The 18,988-nt window shown below is 29.3% G+C and carries 17 protein-coding genes, 1 pseudogene, 1 riboswitch and 1 other annotated feature; of the genes and pseudogenes, 4 read left to right on the top strand and 14 right to left on the bottom strand.

From position 1 onward, the window contains the following. From LLF98_RS10905 to LLF98_RS10890, 4 genes and pseudogenes are all read right to left on the bottom strand, one after another. A pseudogene (locus tag LLF98_RS10905) lies at positions 1-333 on the bottom strand (arginine--tRNA ligase); the annotation flags it as partial. 77 nt (positions 334-410) lie between these two features. Then, positions 411-660: a binding site (T-box leader), on the bottom strand. A 163-nt stretch (positions 661-823) separates the two neighbouring features. Continuing rightward, the gene (locus LLF98_RS10900) at positions 824-1,462 is read right to left on the bottom strand and encodes a site-2 protease family protein (RefSeq protein WP_291703470.1); all 639 of its coding nucleotides are present in this window, start codon (positions 1,460-1,462) and stop codon (positions 824-826) included. Positions 1,463-1,636: 174 nt separating this feature from the next. Beyond that, entirely contained in the window at positions 1,637-2,677 is a 1,041-nt protein-coding gene (locus tag LLF98_RS10895) for a DPP IV N-terminal domain-containing protein (protein WP_291703468.1), read from the bottom strand. Between the two features lie 20 nt (positions 2,678-2,697). Further along, positions 2,698-3,738: a phosphodiester glycosidase family protein gene (locus LLF98_RS10890; RefSeq protein WP_291703466.1), complete on the bottom strand. Its 1,041-nt coding sequence runs from the start codon at positions 3,736-3,738 to the stop codon at positions 2,698-2,700. A gap of 221 nt (positions 3,739-3,959) precedes the next feature. Here LLF98_RS10890 and LLF98_RS10885 point away from each other — a divergent pair, with 221 nt between their 5' ends. Then, positions 3,960-4,934 (top strand): biotin--[acetyl-CoA-carboxylase] ligase, encoded by a 975-nt coding sequence (locus LLF98_RS10885; RefSeq protein WP_291703464.1) that lies wholly within the window; start codon positions 3,960-3,962, stop codon positions 4,932-4,934. Positions 4,935-5,040: 106 nt separating this feature from the next. Here the strand turns inward: LLF98_RS10885 and LLF98_RS10880 are convergent, their stop codons facing one another. After that, a complete protein-coding gene (locus LLF98_RS10880; RefSeq protein ID WP_291703462.1) occupies positions 5,041-5,994 on the bottom strand; it encodes an L-lactate dehydrogenase in 954 nt (317 codons plus the stop codon). 315 nt (positions 5,995-6,309) lie between these two features. On the opposite strand from LLF98_RS10880, the gene LLF98_RS10875 reads away from it, so the two are divergent. Continuing rightward, entirely contained in the window at positions 6,310-6,936 is a 627-nt protein-coding gene (locus tag LLF98_RS10875) for a 3'-5' exonuclease (protein WP_291703459.1), read from the top strand. Positions 6,937-7,051: 115 nt separating this feature from the next. Continuing rightward, positions 7,052-7,213: a rubredoxin gene (locus LLF98_RS10870; protein WP_291703457.1), complete on the top strand. Its 162-nt coding sequence runs from the start codon at positions 7,052-7,054 to the stop codon at positions 7,211-7,213. Positions 7,214-7,357: 144 nt separating this feature from the next. Here the strand turns inward: LLF98_RS10870 and pflA are convergent, their stop codons facing one another. Together pflA and pflB are read right to left on the bottom strand one after the other, a co-directional pair. Further along, complete coding sequence (pflA, locus tag LLF98_RS10865) at positions 7,358-8,065, bottom strand: pyruvate formate-lyase-activating protein (protein ID WP_291703450.1); 708 nt, start codon at positions 8,063-8,065, stop codon at positions 7,358-7,360. A 232-nt stretch (positions 8,066-8,297) separates the two neighbouring features. Then, the gene (pflB, locus tag LLF98_RS10860) at positions 8,298-10,529 is read right to left on the bottom strand and encodes a formate C-acetyltransferase (RefSeq protein WP_291703441.1); all 2,232 of its coding nucleotides are present in this window, start codon (positions 10,527-10,529) and stop codon (positions 8,298-8,300) included. A 213-nt stretch (positions 10,530-10,742) separates the two neighbouring features. Next, positions 10,743-10,821, bottom strand: a riboswitch (ZMP/ZTP riboswitch). A 567-nt stretch (positions 10,822-11,388) separates the two neighbouring features. Here pflB and LLF98_RS10855 point away from each other — a divergent pair. Then, the gene (locus tag LLF98_RS10855) at positions 11,389-12,768 is read left to right on the top strand and encodes a DUF2334 domain-containing protein (protein ID WP_291703439.1); all 1,380 of its coding nucleotides are present in this window, start codon (positions 11,389-11,391) and stop codon (positions 12,766-12,768) included. A 98-nt stretch (positions 12,769-12,866) separates the two neighbouring features. Here the strand turns inward: LLF98_RS10855 and pyrE are convergent, their stop codons facing one another. From pyrE to pyrB, 7 genes are all read right to left on the bottom strand, one after another. Then, on the bottom strand, positions 12,867-13,541 hold the full coding sequence (gene pyrE / locus LLF98_RS10850; RefSeq protein ID WP_291703436.1) for an orotate phosphoribosyltransferase: 675 nt from the start codon (positions 13,539-13,541) through the stop codon (positions 12,867-12,869). Positions 13,542-13,649: 108 nt separating this feature from the next. Then, the gene (locus LLF98_RS10845; RefSeq protein WP_291703434.1) at positions 13,650-14,546 is read right to left on the bottom strand and encodes a dihydroorotate dehydrogenase; all 897 of its coding nucleotides are present in this window, start codon (positions 14,544-14,546) and stop codon (positions 13,650-13,652) included. Positions 14,547-14,569: 23 nt separating this feature from the next. Continuing rightward, positions 14,570-15,313, bottom strand: coding sequence for a dihydroorotate dehydrogenase electron transfer subunit (locus LLF98_RS10840; protein ID WP_291703431.1), 744 nt, complete (start codon positions 15,311-15,313; stop codon positions 14,570-14,572). 2 nt (positions 15,314-15,315) lie between these two features. After that, entirely contained in the window at positions 15,316-16,197 is an 882-nt protein-coding gene (gene pyrF, locus LLF98_RS10835; RefSeq protein WP_291703429.1) for an orotidine-5'-phosphate decarboxylase, read from the bottom strand. Between the two features lie 140 nt (positions 16,198-16,337). Further along, complete coding sequence (locus LLF98_RS10830) at positions 16,338-17,546, bottom strand: dihydroorotase (protein WP_291703422.1); 1,209 nt, start codon at positions 17,544-17,546, stop codon at positions 16,338-16,340. A 55-nt stretch (positions 17,547-17,601) separates the two neighbouring features. After that, complete coding sequence (locus LLF98_RS10825) at positions 17,602-18,033, bottom strand: aspartate carbamoyltransferase regulatory subunit (RefSeq protein ID WP_291703420.1); 432 nt, start codon at positions 18,031-18,033, stop codon at positions 17,602-17,604. Beyond that, positions 18,034-18,960, bottom strand: a complete 927-nt coding sequence (gene pyrB / locus LLF98_RS10820) for an aspartate carbamoyltransferase (RefSeq protein WP_291703418.1) — start codon at positions 18,958-18,960, stop codon at positions 18,034-18,036. Positions 18,961-18,988 lie beyond the last annotated feature (28 nt).

The raw sequence follows: 18,988 nt of genomic DNA, 5'->3' as shown, positions 1-18,988 counted from the left end.
TTTTCCTTCCCCTATATTTGATGCTCCATAGTTATCTCCCTCTTCTAAAATCTTCTTAATTGTATTTTCTGCAAATACTCCTTTGTCCACAAAGAAATTAAGATATGGTCCAAGACTTTCAATTCTTTCAAATCCATCAGTGCACATAGAATTTTTCAATTCCTCTGCTATCATATTAGGAGCTTTTCTCATAACCTTTGATAATTGAAAACATGGGAACGCATAATCCCCCATTTCTGGCTTTGGTGGTATTTCGATTAATTTTTCTATAGATTCAATATCCAACTCCACATGTTCTTTTATTAATTCTGCAACTTTAACTTTATAATCCATAAATATCCTCCTCTAATTTTGTTCAAATAACAAAAATTCTATAGTATTTTCTGCAATAAAAAAACGCCTCTTATAAACAAAGAGACGGATTATCCGCGGTACCACTCTATTTGTATTTTATATAAGGCATACTAACTTGTATTTTTTTGAATGTGCCTAAATAAAATACCCCTTAACTTTTAACGCAAAGTTTAATTGCGACCATCCTTACTCATTTCAGGTGATTTCTCTAAGGTTCTCTTCTTTTAATCTATCCATAGGGCTTACACCAAAATCCCTATTCGCTTAAGGAATCAACTAAAATACTCTCCTTTTCTTCGAATATTTCAATATTAATGTTATTAAATTATACAAATTGTATTAAATTTTGTCAACTCAATTATCTTTAAATTTTGTACTCTTATTTATATAAATAATCGTTTAAATACTTTATATGATTAGAATTTCAGTTTTGATTATTTATATTATATATGAATTTAACATTTTTACTTTAAAAAATATTGACTATTAAAGAAGCAAGACTTAACAATGATTTTAATATAATTTGTGCTGGTATTGAAATTATTTTTCCCCCAACAAATATAAACGCTAATATTATAATCATTTGATATTGATAAAATTTCTCTTGGAATTTGTAAAAAGTATTTGGTCGTAAATCTCTTAAAAGGCTGAATCCATCTAATCCTGGTATTGGTATTAAATTAAATAATCCTATATTTATATTAATCAAAATTGTCATATATATCATTGAATATAATACACCAGCTAATGCTGATGGCAAAACTCTATATGCAAAACTCACATAAAACCCTAGAATTAATGAAATTATAATAGCAACTAAAAAGTTGGTAATTGGTCCTGCTAAACTTACCTTCAAATCATCTTTATAATAATTCTTATATGCTGATGGATTAGTTTGTACTGGTTTTGCCCATCCAAAATTAAAAATTAAAACTGCTATAAATCCCATAGGATCAATATGTGCAATTGGATTCAAAGTTAATCTTCCTTGAAATCTTGGTGTTTTATCTCCCAGTTTATCAGCGACGTATGCATGTGCATATTCATGAAATGTAAAAGCAATAAGCATACCTGGAATCATTAAAATCATATTAAGTATAGAATTCATATTTTCCTCCTTTTTATTATATATGTTTTGTATTATACCATATTTAATATACAGTCATACATATTTTTGAAAACAAAGAAGCATTCAATCACTAAGATTGAGTGCTCTTTATTAAGGCACATTCAAAAAATAACTAATCAGTATTCTGTCTATTTTGTTTCATATGCCTAATTATTATTTATTTTGTGATTTAAAATTTTTATAAACTAGCTTTCCACTACTATCCATAGTAGCTATAAAATCTTCTTTAATTTGAATAAGTTTTCCTTCATATTCAATTTCATTACCAGTAGTCAAGTTTTTAACGCTTCCTTTAAGATTATCATTAATTAATATTTCACTATCATTACTAAAATACAAATCTTCACTACTTACAACTGAATCAAGGGTCACTTTCTTCCAAGTAGATGTATCTTCACTAATTTTACCATAAACTATACTTGCTACCTTATCTCCATTAAGCTCTCCCATATATATAACATCTTTTCTATCAATCCCTAAAAGTGTTAATTTCTTATTGGAATTAAATGTTAGTTGTTTATTAGGACTTGTAGCAAAAAACTTGCTGTTAACTGTATCTTCATATATTAATCTATCTTCATGTGGTATAACTTGCATATTCCCTAAAACATTAGTTTGAAGCGAAAGTTTAGTCAAAGTCTCATTTATATCTATTCTATAAACTGTATTCTTTAGACCACCTTTATAAATATCTACATAATATACCCCTGTAATAGTGGATTCACTTACTTTTTTAACTTCCATGTCTTCTTGGTATGTACATATATTGCTAACAGCTGTCTCATTAGAATTCTGAGGATTATATGTCACAAGTTGAATTTTAGATTCTCCATTTTTTTCTACCTTTTTAGCTATTATAAGTCTATCTCTATCTGAAAACCATTTATAATAAAGAATATTGCATTCACTTTCTGTTGTTATTTTAGTATTAGTCCCTGTTTTAGTGTCTTGTATGTATAAATTATTATTCTCATTATAAGTCAAATATTTTCCATCATAAGATACATTTATTGTTTCAGCACCAGTTGGTATAGTTGCATTAATATCTTTAGTCTTATCTTTTTGAATTTCTATCTTTTTACTTCGAAAGTCTGATGAATGTTTAAATACAAAGTTATCTAAAATATATAATACACCAACTTGTAATATTATAGATAATATTGCCCACGCAATTATCTTCTTAGACGCTTTCATAACTTGACCTCACCTTCTGTTTACTTAACAATAATTGCTGTTGGAATTGATCTTTCACCCATGCTATTTGATGGTGTATTGATAATATCCCCATCATAATACATTGTTGTTGATTTTCCACCATCTAAATTCATTGCATTAACTGCACCAAGTTTATATATATCCTCTTGTGCTTCTTTTAATGTTGCTCCCAAACTACTTGCGCCTCTACCATCTATAACTAAAAGAATTATTGCACCATCTTTCCTTTGTCCTATTACAGTTCTTGGTGCTATACCCCAACCTCCATCTCCACTCATAGAAGTCATTTTTCCGTTAATAACTAATGATGGTCCAAAACTCAAGGCTTCTTGAACTCCAAGTTCTTGAAGTTTTTCTACAGAATATTTACCTACAAGCATTACACCCTCTTTTGTTATTGCAAGCAAATCCGATTCTCCATTCGCTCCCAAATCATTAAATACAACCTTCCCACCACTCATTATAAGACCTATTGGGAAACCTCCATTTCCTGTCCAGTCTTGATTAGATGATTTATCTGTAAATCCTCCACCATTAATTGCAGCAATAGCATCATTATTTATAGCAATTTGAGATGTAGTTTCACCTTCCACGTTTAATTTAGAAGTATATCCAATTTTGATCCTTGTTGAATCCTTTATTACAAGATAATATCCTTTATATTTAGAATTATCAGTCATTTCATAACTCTCGATAGTCTCATCCTTAACCTTTGGAATTTGAATTTGAGATGTATTAGTTGTTTCGTTAGTTGTTTCAGTTGAATTCTGACCCAAAATCTCTGCTATTTTTGCATCGGACAAAAAACATTTTGCTAAATATTGATGATTCATTGAAGTCATTGCAGCTCCAACATATGTACTTTTTGCATTTTTAAATGGTCCATATAAAAGCATAAATGGGAATGTACATGTTGTGAAAAGAATTTCAAATATAAAAAATGACATTATTGCTAAAGTCGAGAATCTTCTCGCCTTTTTCTTTGCTTTTTTTAATTGAGGTTTAGATTTTTGATTTATATTTCTATTTTTTTTATTCATTTTATTATCCTCTCTAGAAATACCTTACATTAACTTGCATTTTTAAATTATGCCAAACTTAATTATATATTATTTTTATTTAAATGGCTACAATTAATTTAACGTTTCCCCAATTCATAACATTTTCTTTTAATTAACGATTTAAATCTAATCTTTGTTACAAATTTTATTATTATGATATAATAAATTTTAGCTAGATCATGCAAGGAGGGTTCATAGTTATGGAAGATAAAATTCTAAATGAATTGAAAAATGCTAACGATTATATTTCTGGTGAATATTTAAGTTCAACATTAAATGTTTCAAGAACTGCTATATGGAAGCACATAAAAAATTTAAAATCAAAGGGTTATCTAATAGAAGGAATCTCAAATAAAGGTTATAAACTAATTTATTCCCCTGACTTATTAAATAAAAGCGAGCTTTTACCCTTAATAAAAACATCTATAATTGGAAAAAATATAATTCACTTTGATGACATAGATTCTACAAATATTAAAGCAAAAGAATTTGCGCAAAAAAGCATTGAAGATGGCAGTATAATAATTGCTGAAAAACAAACTCTTGGTAGTGGACGTTTCAATAGACAATGGGTTTCCCCGAGTGGTGGACTTTGGTTTACTTTAGTCTTAAGACCACATATTCCTCCAACTGAAGCTCCTAAAATAACTCAAATTGCTGCTGCTTCTATTTATAAAACACTCCTAGATTTTAATATTAGTAGCACTATAAAGTGGCCTAATGATATACTTCTAAATGATAGAAAACTTTGTGGAATATTAGCTGAAATGAAGTGTGATATGGATAGTATACATTATTTAGTTTTAGGTATAGGTATGAATATTAATATAAATGAAGGTGATTTTGATGAAAGCATAAAAACTACTGCAACCTCTCTAAAAATTCAATATAATAAAGACTTTAAAAGAAGTGAAATACTTGCAGGATTTCTAAATCACTTTGAAAAATTATATAACAAATTTATAGATAATCTTGATCTTTCTGAAACAATTTCAATTTGTAGAGAAAACTCTAATGTTTTTGGAAAGCAAGCAAAATTGATTACATATAACACAGAAGAAATTGTCACTTGCATTTCTTTATCAGATGCTGGCGATCTTATAGTCCAAGATAATAAAGGAAATCAAAAAGCAGTACTTGCAGGTGAAATAAGCTTTAATGGAATTAATAACTAAGTTAAAAAAATATTGCGAAATACTTAAAGTTTTTCGCAATATTCTATGTATTATATAATCACCTATTTTAATTATATAAGCTATTAATAAAATCTCTTTTAATTTCTTATTTATTAATAACTTTTTGAATATGTCCTTTTAATACACTTGCTGATTCTTTTAATCTTCGTAACTCTTCTTCATTATCTATTACTGGATTTACAATTCTTACAACACCTGTGCTATTAAGAATTGTTGGTACTGCTAAATAAACATCATCAATATCATACTCTCCTTCTATTAAGCAAGATACAGTTAAAATAGTATTTTCATCTCTTAATATAGCTTCTACTATTCTATTTATCGCTAATGCTACTGCAAAATATGTTGCATTTTTTCTGCTTATTATTTCATAAGCAGCATTTTTAACATCACTTTCAATTACTTCTCTTACTTCTTTATCCCATTCTAGATTAAACTTTTCAGCATATTGATCAATGCTTTCTCCTGCTATGCTTGCAGTACTCCAGCTTACAACTTCACTATCACCATGTTCCCCTAAAACATATGCATGAATATTATTATTATTTACATTTAAGTACTTACCTATAACATATTTTAATCTTGATGTATCTAATACAGTTCCTGATGCAATTACTCTTTCTTTTGGAAATCCTGATAATTTATATGTTATATATGCTAATACATCACAAGGATTTGATACAACTAATAAAATTGCATTTGGACTTGCTGCTGAAATTTGTGGAACAAATCCTTTAAATATATTATAATTTTTTTCAATTAAATCTAATCTAGTTTCACCTTCTTTTTGTGCTGCTCCAGCTGTGATTATAACAATATCTGAATCCTTAGTTTCTTCAATATTACCTGCATAAATATTAATTGGCTTTACAAAAGATGTACCATGAACTAAATCCATAACTTCTCCCATTGCCTTATTCATATTTATATCAAATATACATATTTCTGTAGCTACACCACTATTCATTAAAGCAAATGCTGTTGTTGCTCCTACAAATCCTGCCCCTATTATAGATACTTTACGCCTTGTTTGAATCATTTTTAATTTCCTCCTTGCTTTATACTATTGATTTATTATATCCATCTTTGGAATTTATTATTACTTGTTAAATTTTTTTCATAATTTATTATAAACCTTTAATTTTTCTCTCTTAAATATTATTAAATAATAATATTTATTACCATTTATTAGAACTCATTTGAAATTTTTCGTAAATACTATATAATTAAATTTAGCAACCTAAGCTATATAAAAAATAACAAGTCAGAATTCTAAAATAATGAAATTTTGGCTTAGTCGTCTTTTAAGGGTTATTTTTTAGATGACTTAGGTATAAGATGGAGGTACAATTTAATGAAATTATTATTTTTTGATACAGAAACCACCAGTATAAAACCTGGTAGCATATGTCAATTAAGTTACATAACTGTTGATGCTGGAGTAAAACCCCAAGTAACTACTGGTAAAAACTTTTTCTTTACAGTTGATGAAATGGATCCTTCTGCACAAGAAATTCATGGTTTCTCATTAGAAAAACTTTATGAATTATCTAATGGACAATATTTTGAAGATTTAGTTCCAGAATTTCTCGAAGATTTTACTAATTCTGATTTCTTAATAGGGCATAATGTTAATTTTGATGTTAGATTTTTAAAGCATGAACTATTAACCTTAGGTGAAGAGTTCGCTCCCAAAAATGCTTTCTGCACTATGGCTTACTATAGAGATATATGTAAAATTCCAAAAGCTAATGGAGAAATTAAAAATCCTAAATTAGCTGAAGTAATAGATTGGCTTAATATTTCAACAAATCAAATTATTGAAACATCTGAAAGATTATTTGAAGGTAGTGGAAGTTATCACGATGCACGATTTGATACAACCGCAACTTATTTAACTGTTATAGAAGGCTTAAAAAAGGGGTACTTCCCTAAAGGATATTTTACAAATATTCTTAAATCTAAAAAATTAAATATATAATTTTTATGATTAACACCTTAATAAATAACTCATATAATATAATATAATATAATATACTATAATTCACAACCCTAATTACTTATGTTTCTATTAAATTATATACTGAGGTGATAGAATGAAAAAATATGTTTGTGAAGTATGTGGGTATATTTATGATCCTGAAGTTGGAGATGCTGATGGTGGCATTAATCCTGGTGTAGACTTTGACGATTTACCAGATTATTGGGTCTGTCCTATATGTTCTTTTAACAAAGATAATTTTTCTATTGATGATTAATTGCCATACATCTCTATCTAACTAAATCAACAAAAAGACTATAAGATTTTCCTATAGTCTTTTTTATTTGGGCATAAAAAAGGTCAAGTCTACGGTAGTTTATTTTGCATATTTCACTTGTTCTTTTCTTTCATATGCCTTAGCTTAGTTAAATAACTCTTTTTGATACTTCTTTACAAGTTCCTTATCCATAGCCTTTACTTCATCTAGTGGATAATTAATTCCTAAAACTTTATATTTATTTACCCCTAGAACATGATAAGGCAATAATTCTACCTTTTCAACATTTGGTATGGTATCTATAAATTCCTTAAGTTTTTTTAGATGTTCTTCTCCATCTGTTAATCCAGGTACTACAACATGTCTTATCCATACCTTAGTATTATTTTTCTTCATTGCCTCTAAGAATCTTAAGGATTCATCAATTTCCATACCTGTAATATTTTTATATTCAACTCTAGTAAAATGTTTTACATCAAATAATACTAAATCTGTATATTTTAATATTTCATCATAATCTCCAAAGCCATATCCTGACGTATCAAGACATGTATTTATGCCTTTGTTTTTACATAGTTTTAATGTTTCAAGAAGAAAATCTGGTTGCCTTAAAGGATCTCCACCAGAGAATGTAACTCCACCTCCACTACTTGCAAAATAAGTTTTAAATCTTTCAATTTTTTTTACTAAATCTTCTGGTGTATACTCCTCCCCACCATTAGACGTCCAAGTATCAGGATTATGACAAAACTTACATCTTAGTGCACAACCTTGAAGAAATACTACCATTCTTATTCCAGGGCCATCTACAAGCCCCATTGATTCTATTGAATGAACTCTTCCTTTAGCCATAAATATACCACCTTTATTTAGTTAACAATTATAGTATAATTTCCTTAAGTGTTTTAAATCCGTTAAAATATTCATTTCTTAATTTTTCAGTTTGCATTACATACATATTCTATTCATTAAAATTCTACTGCATTTATATTATAAAAGCAAACAGAACCTTGGATTAATCAAAGTAATTTTACTTTCTATCCAAGGTTCTGTCCCTATACTTTTATCTAATCCAAACTATTGATTAGATACTTTCATGGAATGTTCTGCTTATAACTTCCAATTGTTGCTCTTTTGATAATCTGCTAAAATTAACAGCATATCCTGAAACTCTAATTGTTAGTGTTGGATACTTATCTGGATTTTCCATCGCATCAATTAATGTTTGTCTATTAAGAACATTAACATTCAAATGATGAGCTCCTTGGACAAAATATCCATCTAAAATTCCAACTAAGTTGTTAATTTTTTGTGTTTCATCTTTTCCAAGTGCATCTGGAACAATTGAGAATGTATTAGAAACACCATCTTGGCATATTTCATTATATGGTATTTTAGCTACTGAGTTAAGTGATGCTAGTGCTCCATTTACATCCCTACCATGCATTGGATTAGCTCCTGGTGCTAGTGGCTCGCCCTTCTTTCTACCATCTGGAGTTGTACCTGTCTTTTTACCATACATAACATTAGATGTAATTGTAAGTGCTGATAATGTGTGTTTAGCACCTCTATATAATGGATGTCTCTTAAGTTCATTTGAGAATTTAGTAACTAATGCTATTCCTAAATCATCTACTCTATCATCATCGTTTCCGTATTTAGGAAATTCTCCTTCTACTTCAAAGTCAATAGCAATTCCTTCTTCATTTCTAATTGGCTTAACTTTTGCATATTTAATAGCAGATAATGAGTCTGTAGCTACAGAAAGTCCAGCTATACCAAATGCTGTCAATCTTTCCACAGCTGTATCGTGTAAAGCCATTTGACTAGCTTCATAAGCGTATTTATCATGCATAAAATGAATTATATTAACTGAATCAACATAAAGTTTGGCAACATATTCTAACACCTTATCATAATTAGCTTTAACCTTATCAAAATCAAGAACTTCTTCATCTGTAAGCTTTGGAATTTCTGGTACTACTTTAATCCCCTTCAATTCATCTACTCCACCATTTATAGCATATAAAAGTGATTTAGCTATATTAGCTCTAGCTCCAAAGAATTGCATTTGCTTACCAACCTTCATAGCAGATACACAACAAGATATAGCATAATCATCTCCATAAATTGGTCTCATGGCTTCGTCACTTTCATATTGAAGGGCATCTGTCTTTATTGAGATTTCTGCACAATACTTCTTAAAGTTTTCTGGTAATTTATCTGACCATAGAACTGTAAGATTAGGTTCTGCTGATGTTCCTAAGTTTATTAAAGTATGAAGATATCTATATGAGTTTTTTGTTACAAGTGCCTTTCCATTGATACCCATACCTCCAATTGCTTCAGTTACCCAAGTTGGATCTCCACCAAACAATTCATTATATTCTGGTGTTCTTAGATGTCTAACCAATCTTAATTTTATTATAAGTTGATCAACTAATTCTTGAGCTTCTTTTTCATTTATTAATCCAGCTTCCAAATCTCTTTCAATATATATATCTAAGAAAGTAGATGTTCTTCCAAATGATATTGCAGCTCCATTATTTTCCTTAACACCTGCTAAATATCCAAGGTATAAAGCTTGAACTGCTTCCTTAGCATTTTCTGATGGTTTTGAAATATCTACTCCATATGTAGCGGCCATTGATTTTATAGCACTTAATGCTCTTATTTGTTCACTTACTTCTTCTCTTTTTCTTACTAATTCATCAAGCATATCACCATTTAAATTATCAAGATCTCTTTTCTTTTCTTCTATTAAATAATCAATACCATAAAGCGCAACTCTTCGATAGTCCCCTATTACTCTTCCTCTACCATAAGCATCTGGAAGCCCTGTTAAAAGTCCAGCACTTCTTGCAGCTCTGATTTCCTTTGTGTAAGCGTCAAATACTCCTTCATTATGTGTTTTCCTATATTGTGGAAAATACTTTTCAATATTTTCATCTAATTTATAACCATATTCTTTTAATGAACTTTGAACCATTCTTATTCCACCAAATGGATTTACAATTCTCTTAAGTGGAGCATCTGTTTGAAGTCCAACTATTACTTCATTATCTTTATCTATATATCCTGGGGCATAATTATCAATTCCTGCTACTACGTCAGTAGCTACATCAATAATTCCCTTTTTAACTTCTTCAACTATTAATTCATATGCTTTTTTCCATACCTTGCTTGTTTTTTCAGTTTTATCTTCTAGGAAACTTGCATCTCCTTCATATAATTTATAATTCTTTTGTATAAAGTTTCTTACATCTATACCTTCTTGCCAAGTTCCATCTTTAAAACCATCCCATTGTTTAAACATTTGTTATCCTCCTTTATACTTTGAAGTAAAAATTTATTTTTTTATCTATCAATTCATACTATTATTGTACACATAAATTTAACTCTTGTCAATGATATCTTTTATCATTTAATATTTGTTATCGCTATTTACAAAGACATATATTCCTCCTCAAAATTATTTTTGCTAAATTAAACTTACTTCTTTCAGAAAATAAGAAAGCCGACTATCCAGGCTTTCTGCCCAGACGGTCGGCTTTCTTATAGTCATACTTCATGTGGTAAACCCACTTCCGTCAGTCATATGACTAGATTTCTTGTAATTATAATACTACGGGCTAATTAATTTGTCAATATAAAAATTTGTTGATTTTTATCGGTTATTCATACTTTATTGTATCCATAACTTCAAATTTCACCCATAATATCGCTTATCAGTTATTATTTGTTTTCACTATTTTGAAAGTTATTATTTAATTTACAAAAATAATAATTGAATTTTTCAAATTATCATTTATACTTTAATATAAATAAATATTATATATATAATCTAAGTTTAGTCTATACATACGAATTGTTAATTATTTGATATTAGATGTCAACCACTTTTGAAAAATATAACATAAATTTGACATTTATAAAAAGTAATTCATACAAAGTAATGTTATAATTTTCTTACGAAATTTATTTATTCGCTAGCTAGCAACCGTTATCTCCCACTTCTTCTAAGTGGGAGATAACGGTTGCTAGCTCTTGGATGAGGTACCCCTTGTGGAGATAAGTTCTTCTAAGCTTTAGGTATTATAACGTATTGTTATTAATAAAACTCCACCTGAAGCTAAGAATCACTTTATACATAATTAAAAGGAGAGACAAAACATATGCAAAGGAATGCAAAGCTATCTATATTTTCTTTTTTAGCAATAATTTTATCTATATTTATATTTTACCGAATCCTGGCTTATTGTAATTTTTTCAGAAATGATTTAATTATTATAAATAAGACTGTATACTCTAATTTACTTCCAGAAAATAATTTTAAAAGTCCCTATACTCCCAAAATTAAATTTGCAGATATACCTGTAACAAAAGTTAATGGTGTAAGCTTAAATATTTTAAATGAGACCAATATTACTAATGTTCCCATGTTACTTAAGGCTCAAAGATATTATATACCTCTTAAATTTATTTGTAATAAACTTAATTATACTATTGATACTTCTGATAATTCCATTTCGTTATCTAATGATGATAATAAAATTTCGTTAACTGAAGATTCTTATGATATAAATTCTAGCACAGGCTCTCTTCGCGGTAATTTGATAAATAGTAATGGTAATTATTATATTTCAATATCAGATATAGAAGAACTTTTTAATTTAATTGCTATATTTGACTTTAAAAATAATAATATTAGTTTGCTTCCTAGCAATGTTAAAGCACCTGAAGATTCTTCAGTATTATATAGTGACAAAATTGCTTTAATTAGATTTGAAGACTTTACTTGTGGTTATACAAATACTGTAGACAAAAATCAAACAAAAGTAAAATGCATGGCTGATCTTCTATATTCTCAAGGTATGAAATTTCATGTTGGTTGGATTCCTCGATTTAAGTCTCCTCCAGACAATATCGATAATGATCTATTAACAAATGATAATATAACAAATGTAGGATTTGTAAATTTGCTTGACTATTTACTTAATAAAGGTGGAAAAATCGGACTTCATGGTTATACTCATCAACATGGTGATGAAAGAAGTGGATCTGGCGAAGAAATGTCTAAAGATGTAAATAATACAATCCTCGAAACTAGAGCTATAGTTGAAAATGGAATTGATACTGCAAGTGCTTTAAATATTCCTATCTACTTTTATGAAAGTCCTCATTATAGAGGCACTGAGCTTCAACGAAAAGTTATTGAAGATTATTTTCAATTTATATATATCCCTTTTGACAGCACAAAAAAGAATGTATATTCACCCGATGATTACCACTTATACGTTCCAGCAACTTTAGGACGTGTGCACGACGATTTAGATACTTCTGATATAATTAATGGACTTAATAACGATGACTCTGATGTACTTAATAGCTTTTACTATCATCCATCTATTGAAATTAATTATATAAATTTTAATACTAACAATAACAAACTAAATGTAAGCTTTGATGAAAAGTCACCCTTACAAAAAATAGTTAAAACTCTTAAAGCTGATGAATATACAACAGTCCATATTGATGAGCTTAAAGATAAATAATAAAATCAATACTTTATAAGTATTGTGAAATGCAAAAATACTTCCAGTAAATTTTAATAATTAAATTTACTGCAAGTATTTTATATTACTCAATAACTTTATTTTGCCCCATATTGTTTATAGTAATCATCAATTCTTGCTTTAATTTCATCTGTTATAAGTATGTTACCATTAATTTCTTTATTATAAAGATATTCTATAACTTCAGCCATAGTAACAATAGCACAAGTTTTGAATCCAAATTTTTCTCTAATTTCAACTAATGCTGATTGATCTCCTTGACCTCTTTCCATTCTATCTACTGATATTATAAGCCCTTTAACATTAACATCTGCTTGACTTTTTAATATAGGCATAGTTTCATAAATTGAAGTTCCTGCTGTTGTAACATCTTCAACTATTAATACCTTATCTCCATCTTTTAATTTACTTCCTAAAAGAATTCCTGTATCTCCATGATCCTTTACTTCTTTTCTATTTGAACAATATTTAACATCAATATCAAATGAATTTGAAAGTGCTATAGAAGTTGTAACTCCTAATGGTATTCCTTTATATGCAGGGCCAAATAGCACATCATAATCATCTCCAAAATTTTCTTTTATAGCTTCTGCATAAAATTCACCAAGTCTTTTTAATTGACTTCCTGATTGATAATTTCCTGTATTTACAAAGAAAGGAGTTTTTCTTCCACTCTTAGTAACAAAATCTCCAAATGTTAATACTCCACATTCTATCATAAAATCTATAAACTCTTTTTTATAAGCTTTCATATTAATTCCTCCAATATATTTTCTCTATAATGAACACTTGTCAAATATCAATTGTCAATTATCAGTGCTCAATCATAAAGAACTAATAATTTACTATTGATAATTAATTTATATAATTCCTACTATTTCATTAATATCTTTTATTCCTTGTTCTTTTAAAAATGCTTCCATTTCTTCAATGATTTCTTTTCCAGCCATAGGATTTACAAAGTTAATAGTACCTATTTGAATTGCGCTAGCACCAGCCATCATGAATTCAACAGCATCTTTTCCACTTGCTATTCCACCAAGTCCTATTACTGGAATCTCAACAGCTTTAGCTACCTCATAAACCATTCTAAGAGCTACTGGCTTTATTGCGGGGCCTGAAAGACCTGCTGTTATATTATTGAATACTGGCTTTCTCCTATATATATCAATAGCCATTCCTTTTAATGTATTTATAAGAGAAATTGAATCTGCTCCTGCTTCTTGACATTTTACAGCCATAGCAACTATATCTTCTGCATTAGGTGATAATTTAACCATTAATGGCTTTTTAGTTATAGCTTTAATTTCTTTAACAACATCATAAGCTACATCTGCTTTAATTCCAAATGCCATACCCCCATGTTTTACATTAGGACAAGAAATATTAAGTTCAATCATGTCTACATCTGTATCATTAATTTTAGTTACTGCTGCCACATAATCCTCTAAACAGCCACCACCAATATTGGCTATAACATTAGTTCCTAGCTTCTTCATCTTAGGAAGTTCATTTTGTATAAATGCATCTATTCCAGGGTTATTTAATCCTACTGAATTCATCATTCCTGATGGTGTTTCATATACTCTAAGGCCATCATTCCCCTCTTTAGGATTAATTGTAAGTCCCTTTGAAGATATTCCTCCAAGTATTCCAACATCATAAAAATTATTGTATTCTCCACCAAAACCAAAGGTTCCTGATGCAGCAATTACAGGATTTTTAAATTCTACTCCATTAATGTTTACTTTCATCATTTTATTATTCCTCCTTTGGTTTTTTATAATTCCACATAGTATCCATCAAATACTGGACCATCTTTGCAAGTCCTCTTATTTCCATCTTTTGTTTTGCAAGTACATACTAAACAAGCACCAACTCCACATGCCATATGTTTTTCCATTGATACATACACACTAACATTTTTTTCTTTGCACATGTCTACAACTTTTTTCATCATAATTTCAGGTCCACAGCATAAAACTGTATCATAGTTCTCAGCCTTTAAAATGTCCGTAACAAAGCCTTTATGCCCATGCTTACCAGTATTTGTAGATACGTGTACCTCATTAACATATTCTTTTAATTCTTCGATTAAATAGATATCATCCCTAAAACCTGCGTATAAATCTATTACTTGATTTGGATTCTTTTCTCTTAATTTCTTTGCAAGTTCTAACATAGGAGCTGTTCCTATTCCTCCTGCAACTAACGCAACCTTATTATACTCTTTTTCTAAATCAAATCCATTTCCAAGTGGACCTGTAATATTTATTTCATCATTTTCTTTAAGCTTTGTAAATTCTTTAGTCCCAGTACCTACTACTGCATATAGAAATGTTAGTTTATTTTCAGACTTTTCGCATATGCTTATAGGTCTTGGAAGAAATGTTGCCCCATTAAGTTTCAGCATATAAAATTGCCCTGCTTTTATTTCACTATCATCCTCTACAACTAATTTATATATATCCTTTGAAATTTCTTCATTTGAAATCACCTTTGCACTTCTGTAAGTTATAGCCATCTTTATCTTACCTCCTGAGCTTTCACTGCATCTCTAATTGCATCTCTCATCTTTATAGCTTCTTCTCTAGCACATAAAGCAAATTCTTCTGGTTTACTTTCCTTCTTATAAGCAAGTAATATTCCTCTTGATGAATTAACAACTCCACCATTTCCGTTATTTAAGTATAATGCAACATCTTCAGCTTTTCCGCCTTGTGCACCATACCCTGGAATTAAGAAAAACATGTTATTATAGTTTGCTCTTATCTTCTTCCCTTCTTCAACATGAGTACATCCCATAACCCCACCTATTGCAGTATAGCCACATTCTCCTTCATAATTCTTACCCATTTCAGTTATTTTATCTGCTACAACTTCATAAACTTTTTTATTATTAGTAGTATCTAAATATTCAATATCTTCTGCTCCTGGATTAGATGTTCTAACCAAGCTAAATATTCCTTTATTACCTTTTTCCAAATAAGGTAAATATGGTTCTATACTATCCATTCCCATGTATGGGCTTAAGGTTATAAAATCAGCTTCAAAATCTCCTTCAAAATGAGCTTTTGCATACATTGTTGCTGTTGCTGCTATATCTCCTCTTTTTATATCTGCTATTATTATTTCATCTTTTTCTCTTAAATAATCTAAAGTCTTCTTATAAGCAGTTAAACCTTCTAAGCCTAATGCTTCATAATATGCAATTTGAACTTTAAAACATGCAGATACATCATACGTTGCATCTATGATTTGCTTATTAAATTCAAATATTGCTTCTCCTGGAGTTCTACCATTCTTTATGTGGTCAGGTACATAGTCTAACGCTGTATCTAAACCAACACAAACAACCCCTCTTTTTTCAACTCTATCATATAACTTGTCAATTATGTAACTTGTCACTTTAAAATTCCCCTTTCTATTCAACTCACATATAGAATCATATTCGTTTAATAAAATTCTATATATGTCATAAATTCTTGATTGCACTTACTAAGTTCTTAATGTGCTTTGCACTTTTTCCATAGGTTCTTGGTTGCGCTTCACGCTTTTTTCATCTGTGTATATTTAATTTTTCCACCCTTTATTGTCGCAAGTACTTCGCCATAAAACTCCATACCATCAAATGGTGTATTTCTACCCTTTGATGCAAATTCTGCTGCTTTTACTTTTATTTTTTTATCAGTATCTACCAAAACTAAATCTCCTTCTATTCCTACACTAACTTTTCCTTTGTTCATATCCAAAAGTTTTGCAGGATTATAAGACATAAGTTCACTCAATTTATTTAATGAAATGCTATTTTCCTTAACTAATTTAGTATAGCAAATTGAAAAAGCTGTTTCGAGTCCAACCATTCCTGGCGAACCTTTTTTCTTTTCTTCTGTTGTATGTGGTGCATGATCTGTTCCTATAGTATCAATCATGCCTAGTTTAATGGCATTTATTATTGCTTCTACGTCTTCTTTTTCTCTAATTGGTGGATTAACTCTATAGTCATTTATATCTCTTGTAAGTCCAATGTGATGCGGTGTAATCTCTAATGTTATATTGGCTCCGCTCATTTTCGCATCAATAATATATTTTATTGATTCTTTTGTGCTAACATGGCACATATGTAATCTAGCTTTACTTAATTTAGCTAATTCTACATCTCTTAAAGTCATCATATTTTCAGCTATTCTCATATCTACCTTTGAAAATTCCGGACTTTCTGCATGAGACATTATAATCCAATTATTTTTCTTTGCAATTTCCATTGCTTCGAGCATTGTCTTTGAATTAGATACTCCAACTCCATCATCTGAAATTGCTTTAATCTTCTTATCCTCTGCAAGCTCTTCTAAATGACTTAAAGTAATTCCATCAAAGTTCTTTGTAACTGATAAACATTGATGTATATCTATTAATTTAAGTTCTTTTGATTTAGTTCTTACATATTCTAAAGTTTCCTTTGATGAACATATAGGATTAGTATTTGCCATTAAACAAACTCCTGTATATCCGCCTTTAAGTGCTGCTCTAGAACCTGTTTCAATATCTTCTTTCCATGTAAGACCTGGGTCTCTAAAATGAGCGTGAGTATCTATAAATGCTGGCATTAAAGTCTTACCTTGACAATCTAGTACCTCTACATCATCTCTTTCTATATTTTTAGCTATTTCTGCTATCAATCCTTCTTTAATATATATATCTCCTATAAAATCTTGAGTTACATCTACAATTCTTGCATTTTTAATTAACAGTTCCATTTAACACCTACTCCCAATGCACAATGCACAATTTTCATTTTGGTATCCATAACTACTACAAATCTGATAACTTGGTTATTTCATCACAATATTCACATCTATATCTACCTGTTTCTTTATCAACAAGTATAAAGGAATGTGGCACATACTCTTCCTGAATTGTTATACAACTTGGGTTTTTGCATTTTATAATATTTTCCACTTTGTTTGGTAGTGTTGGAATAACTTTATTAACAATTTTCTCATTCTCTACTTCACATATAGTTATTGTTGGTGAAAGTAACCCTAACACAGTATAATCAAGCTTATCATAGTTTTCTATCTTTATTATATCCTTCTTGCCAAGTTTTTTACTATCTACATTAATTATAAGCGCAACACTATAATCTTTAGTATCTAACTCTAAATAATTAAATATCTTAACACCTGTTCCGGCTTGAATATGATCTATTACTATTCCATTTTTGATACTTGTTATCTCAAGCATTTACATCACCCCTAAAAGTTTAATCATTAATGCCATTCTTACATACATTCCATATTCAGCCTGTTTAAAATATGAAGCTCTGCTATCTTCATCTACTTCATATGCAATTTCATTTACCCTTGGCAGTGGATGCATTACTATCATGTCATCACTCGCGAGGTTCATTTTTGCTTTATCTAATATATAACTGTCCTTAAGTCTTAAATATTCCTCTTCATTAAAGAATCTTTCTTTTTGAACCCTTGTCATATATAAAATATCTAAGTTTTCAATTACATCTTCTAGTTTTTCAACTTCTGTATATTCAATATTATTCTTCTCTAAAATTTCTTCTCTTATATATTGTGGTATCGAAAGCTCTTTCGGTGATACTAGTACAAACTTCTTAGTATTATATCTTGACATTGCTTTTATAAGTGAATGTACTGTTCTGCCAAACTTTAAATCCCCACAAATTCCAATTGTATGATTATTTAATCCATTCTTTAAGCTTGCTATTGTAAGTAAATCTGCTAAAGTTTGAGTTGGGTGTTGATGTCCCCCATCACCCGCATTAATTATTGGAACATTAGAATAAATACTTGCAACTTTTGCTGCACCTTCTTTTGGATGCCTCATAGTTATAATATCTGAATATATTGATACCATTTTAATTGTATCAGCTAAAGTTTCTCCTTTTGAAATTGATGTTGAATTTGGTTCTGAAAAACCAAGAATTTTACCACCAAGTCTCATCATTGCTGCTTCAAAGCTCAATCTAGTTCTCGTACTTGGTTCATAAAATAAAGTTCCTAAAATTTTTCCATCACATATATGAGAAAAATCATTTGGATGTGACATTATTTGATGTGCTAAATTAAATATTTCATCTAATTCTTCTACTGTAAAATCCATGGGTTCTATTAAATGTCTAATGCCTTTTGCCATTTTTATCATCACTCCTTACTAATTTCCC

The sequence above is a fragment of the Clostridium sp. genome (assembly GCF_021372645.1).
In the GTDB taxonomy this organism is placed as follows: Bacteria; Bacillota; Clostridia; order Clostridiales; family Clostridiaceae; genus Clostridium.
This window is presented reverse-complemented; position numbering and strand designations above follow the sequence as displayed.

Bases quoted from the DNA above. Each gene is read 5' to 3' on its own strand.
- LLF98_RS10855 (WP_291703439.1), top strand. From the start codon at position 11,389: ATGCAAAGGAATGCAAAGCTATCTATATTTTCTTTTTTAGCAATAATT.
- pflA (WP_291703450.1), bottom strand. From the start codon at position 8,065: ATGGCTAAAGGAAGAGTTCATTCAATAGAATCAATGGGGCTTGTAGAT.
- LLF98_RS10885 (WP_291703464.1), top strand. From the start codon at position 3,960: ATGGAAGATAAAATTCTAAATGAATTGAAAAATGCTAACGATTATATT.
- LLF98_RS10840 (WP_291703431.1), bottom strand. From the start codon at position 15,313: ATGGCTATAACTTACAGAAGTGCAAAGGTGATTTCAAATGAAGAAATT.
- LLF98_RS10880 (WP_291703462.1), bottom strand. From the start codon at position 5,994: ATGATTCAAACAAGGCGTAAAGTATCTATAATAGGGGCAGGATTTGTA.
- LLF98_RS10870 (WP_291703457.1), top strand. From the start codon at position 7,052: ATGAAAAAATATGTTTGTGAAGTATGTGGGTATATTTATGATCCTGAA.
- LLF98_RS10875 (WP_291703459.1), top strand. From the start codon at position 6,310: ATGAAATTATTATTTTTTGATACAGAAACCACCAGTATAAAACCTGGT.
- pyrB (WP_291703418.1), bottom strand. From the start codon at position 18,960: ATGGCAAAAGGCATTAGACATTTAATAGAACCCATGGATTTTACAGTA.
- LLF98_RS10895 (WP_291703468.1), bottom strand. From the start codon at position 2,677: ATGAAAGCGTCTAAGAAGATAATTGCGTGGGCAATATTATCTATAATA.
- LLF98_RS10825 (WP_291703420.1), bottom strand. From the start codon at position 18,033: ATGCTTGAGATAACAAGTATCAAAAATGGAATAGTAATAGATCATATT.
- LLF98_RS10830 (WP_291703422.1), bottom strand. From the start codon at position 17,546: ATGGAACTGTTAATTAAAAATGCAAGAATTGTAGATGTAACTCAAGAT.
- pyrE (WP_291703436.1), bottom strand. From the start codon at position 13,541: ATGAAAGCTTATAAAAAAGAGTTTATAGATTTTATGATAGAATGTGGA.
- LLF98_RS10890 (WP_291703466.1), bottom strand. From the start codon at position 3,738: ATGAATAAAAAAAATAGAAATATAAATCAAAAATCTAAACCTCAATTA.
- LLF98_RS10900 (WP_291703470.1), bottom strand. From the start codon at position 1,462: ATGAATTCTATACTTAATATGATTTTAATGATTCCAGGTATGCTTATT.
- LLF98_RS10845 (WP_291703434.1), bottom strand. From the start codon at position 14,546: ATGATGAAAGTAAACATTAATGGAGTAGAATTTAAAAATCCTGTAATT.
- pflB (WP_291703441.1), bottom strand. From the start codon at position 10,529: ATGTTTAAACAATGGGATGGTTTTAAAGATGGAACTTGGCAAGAAGGT.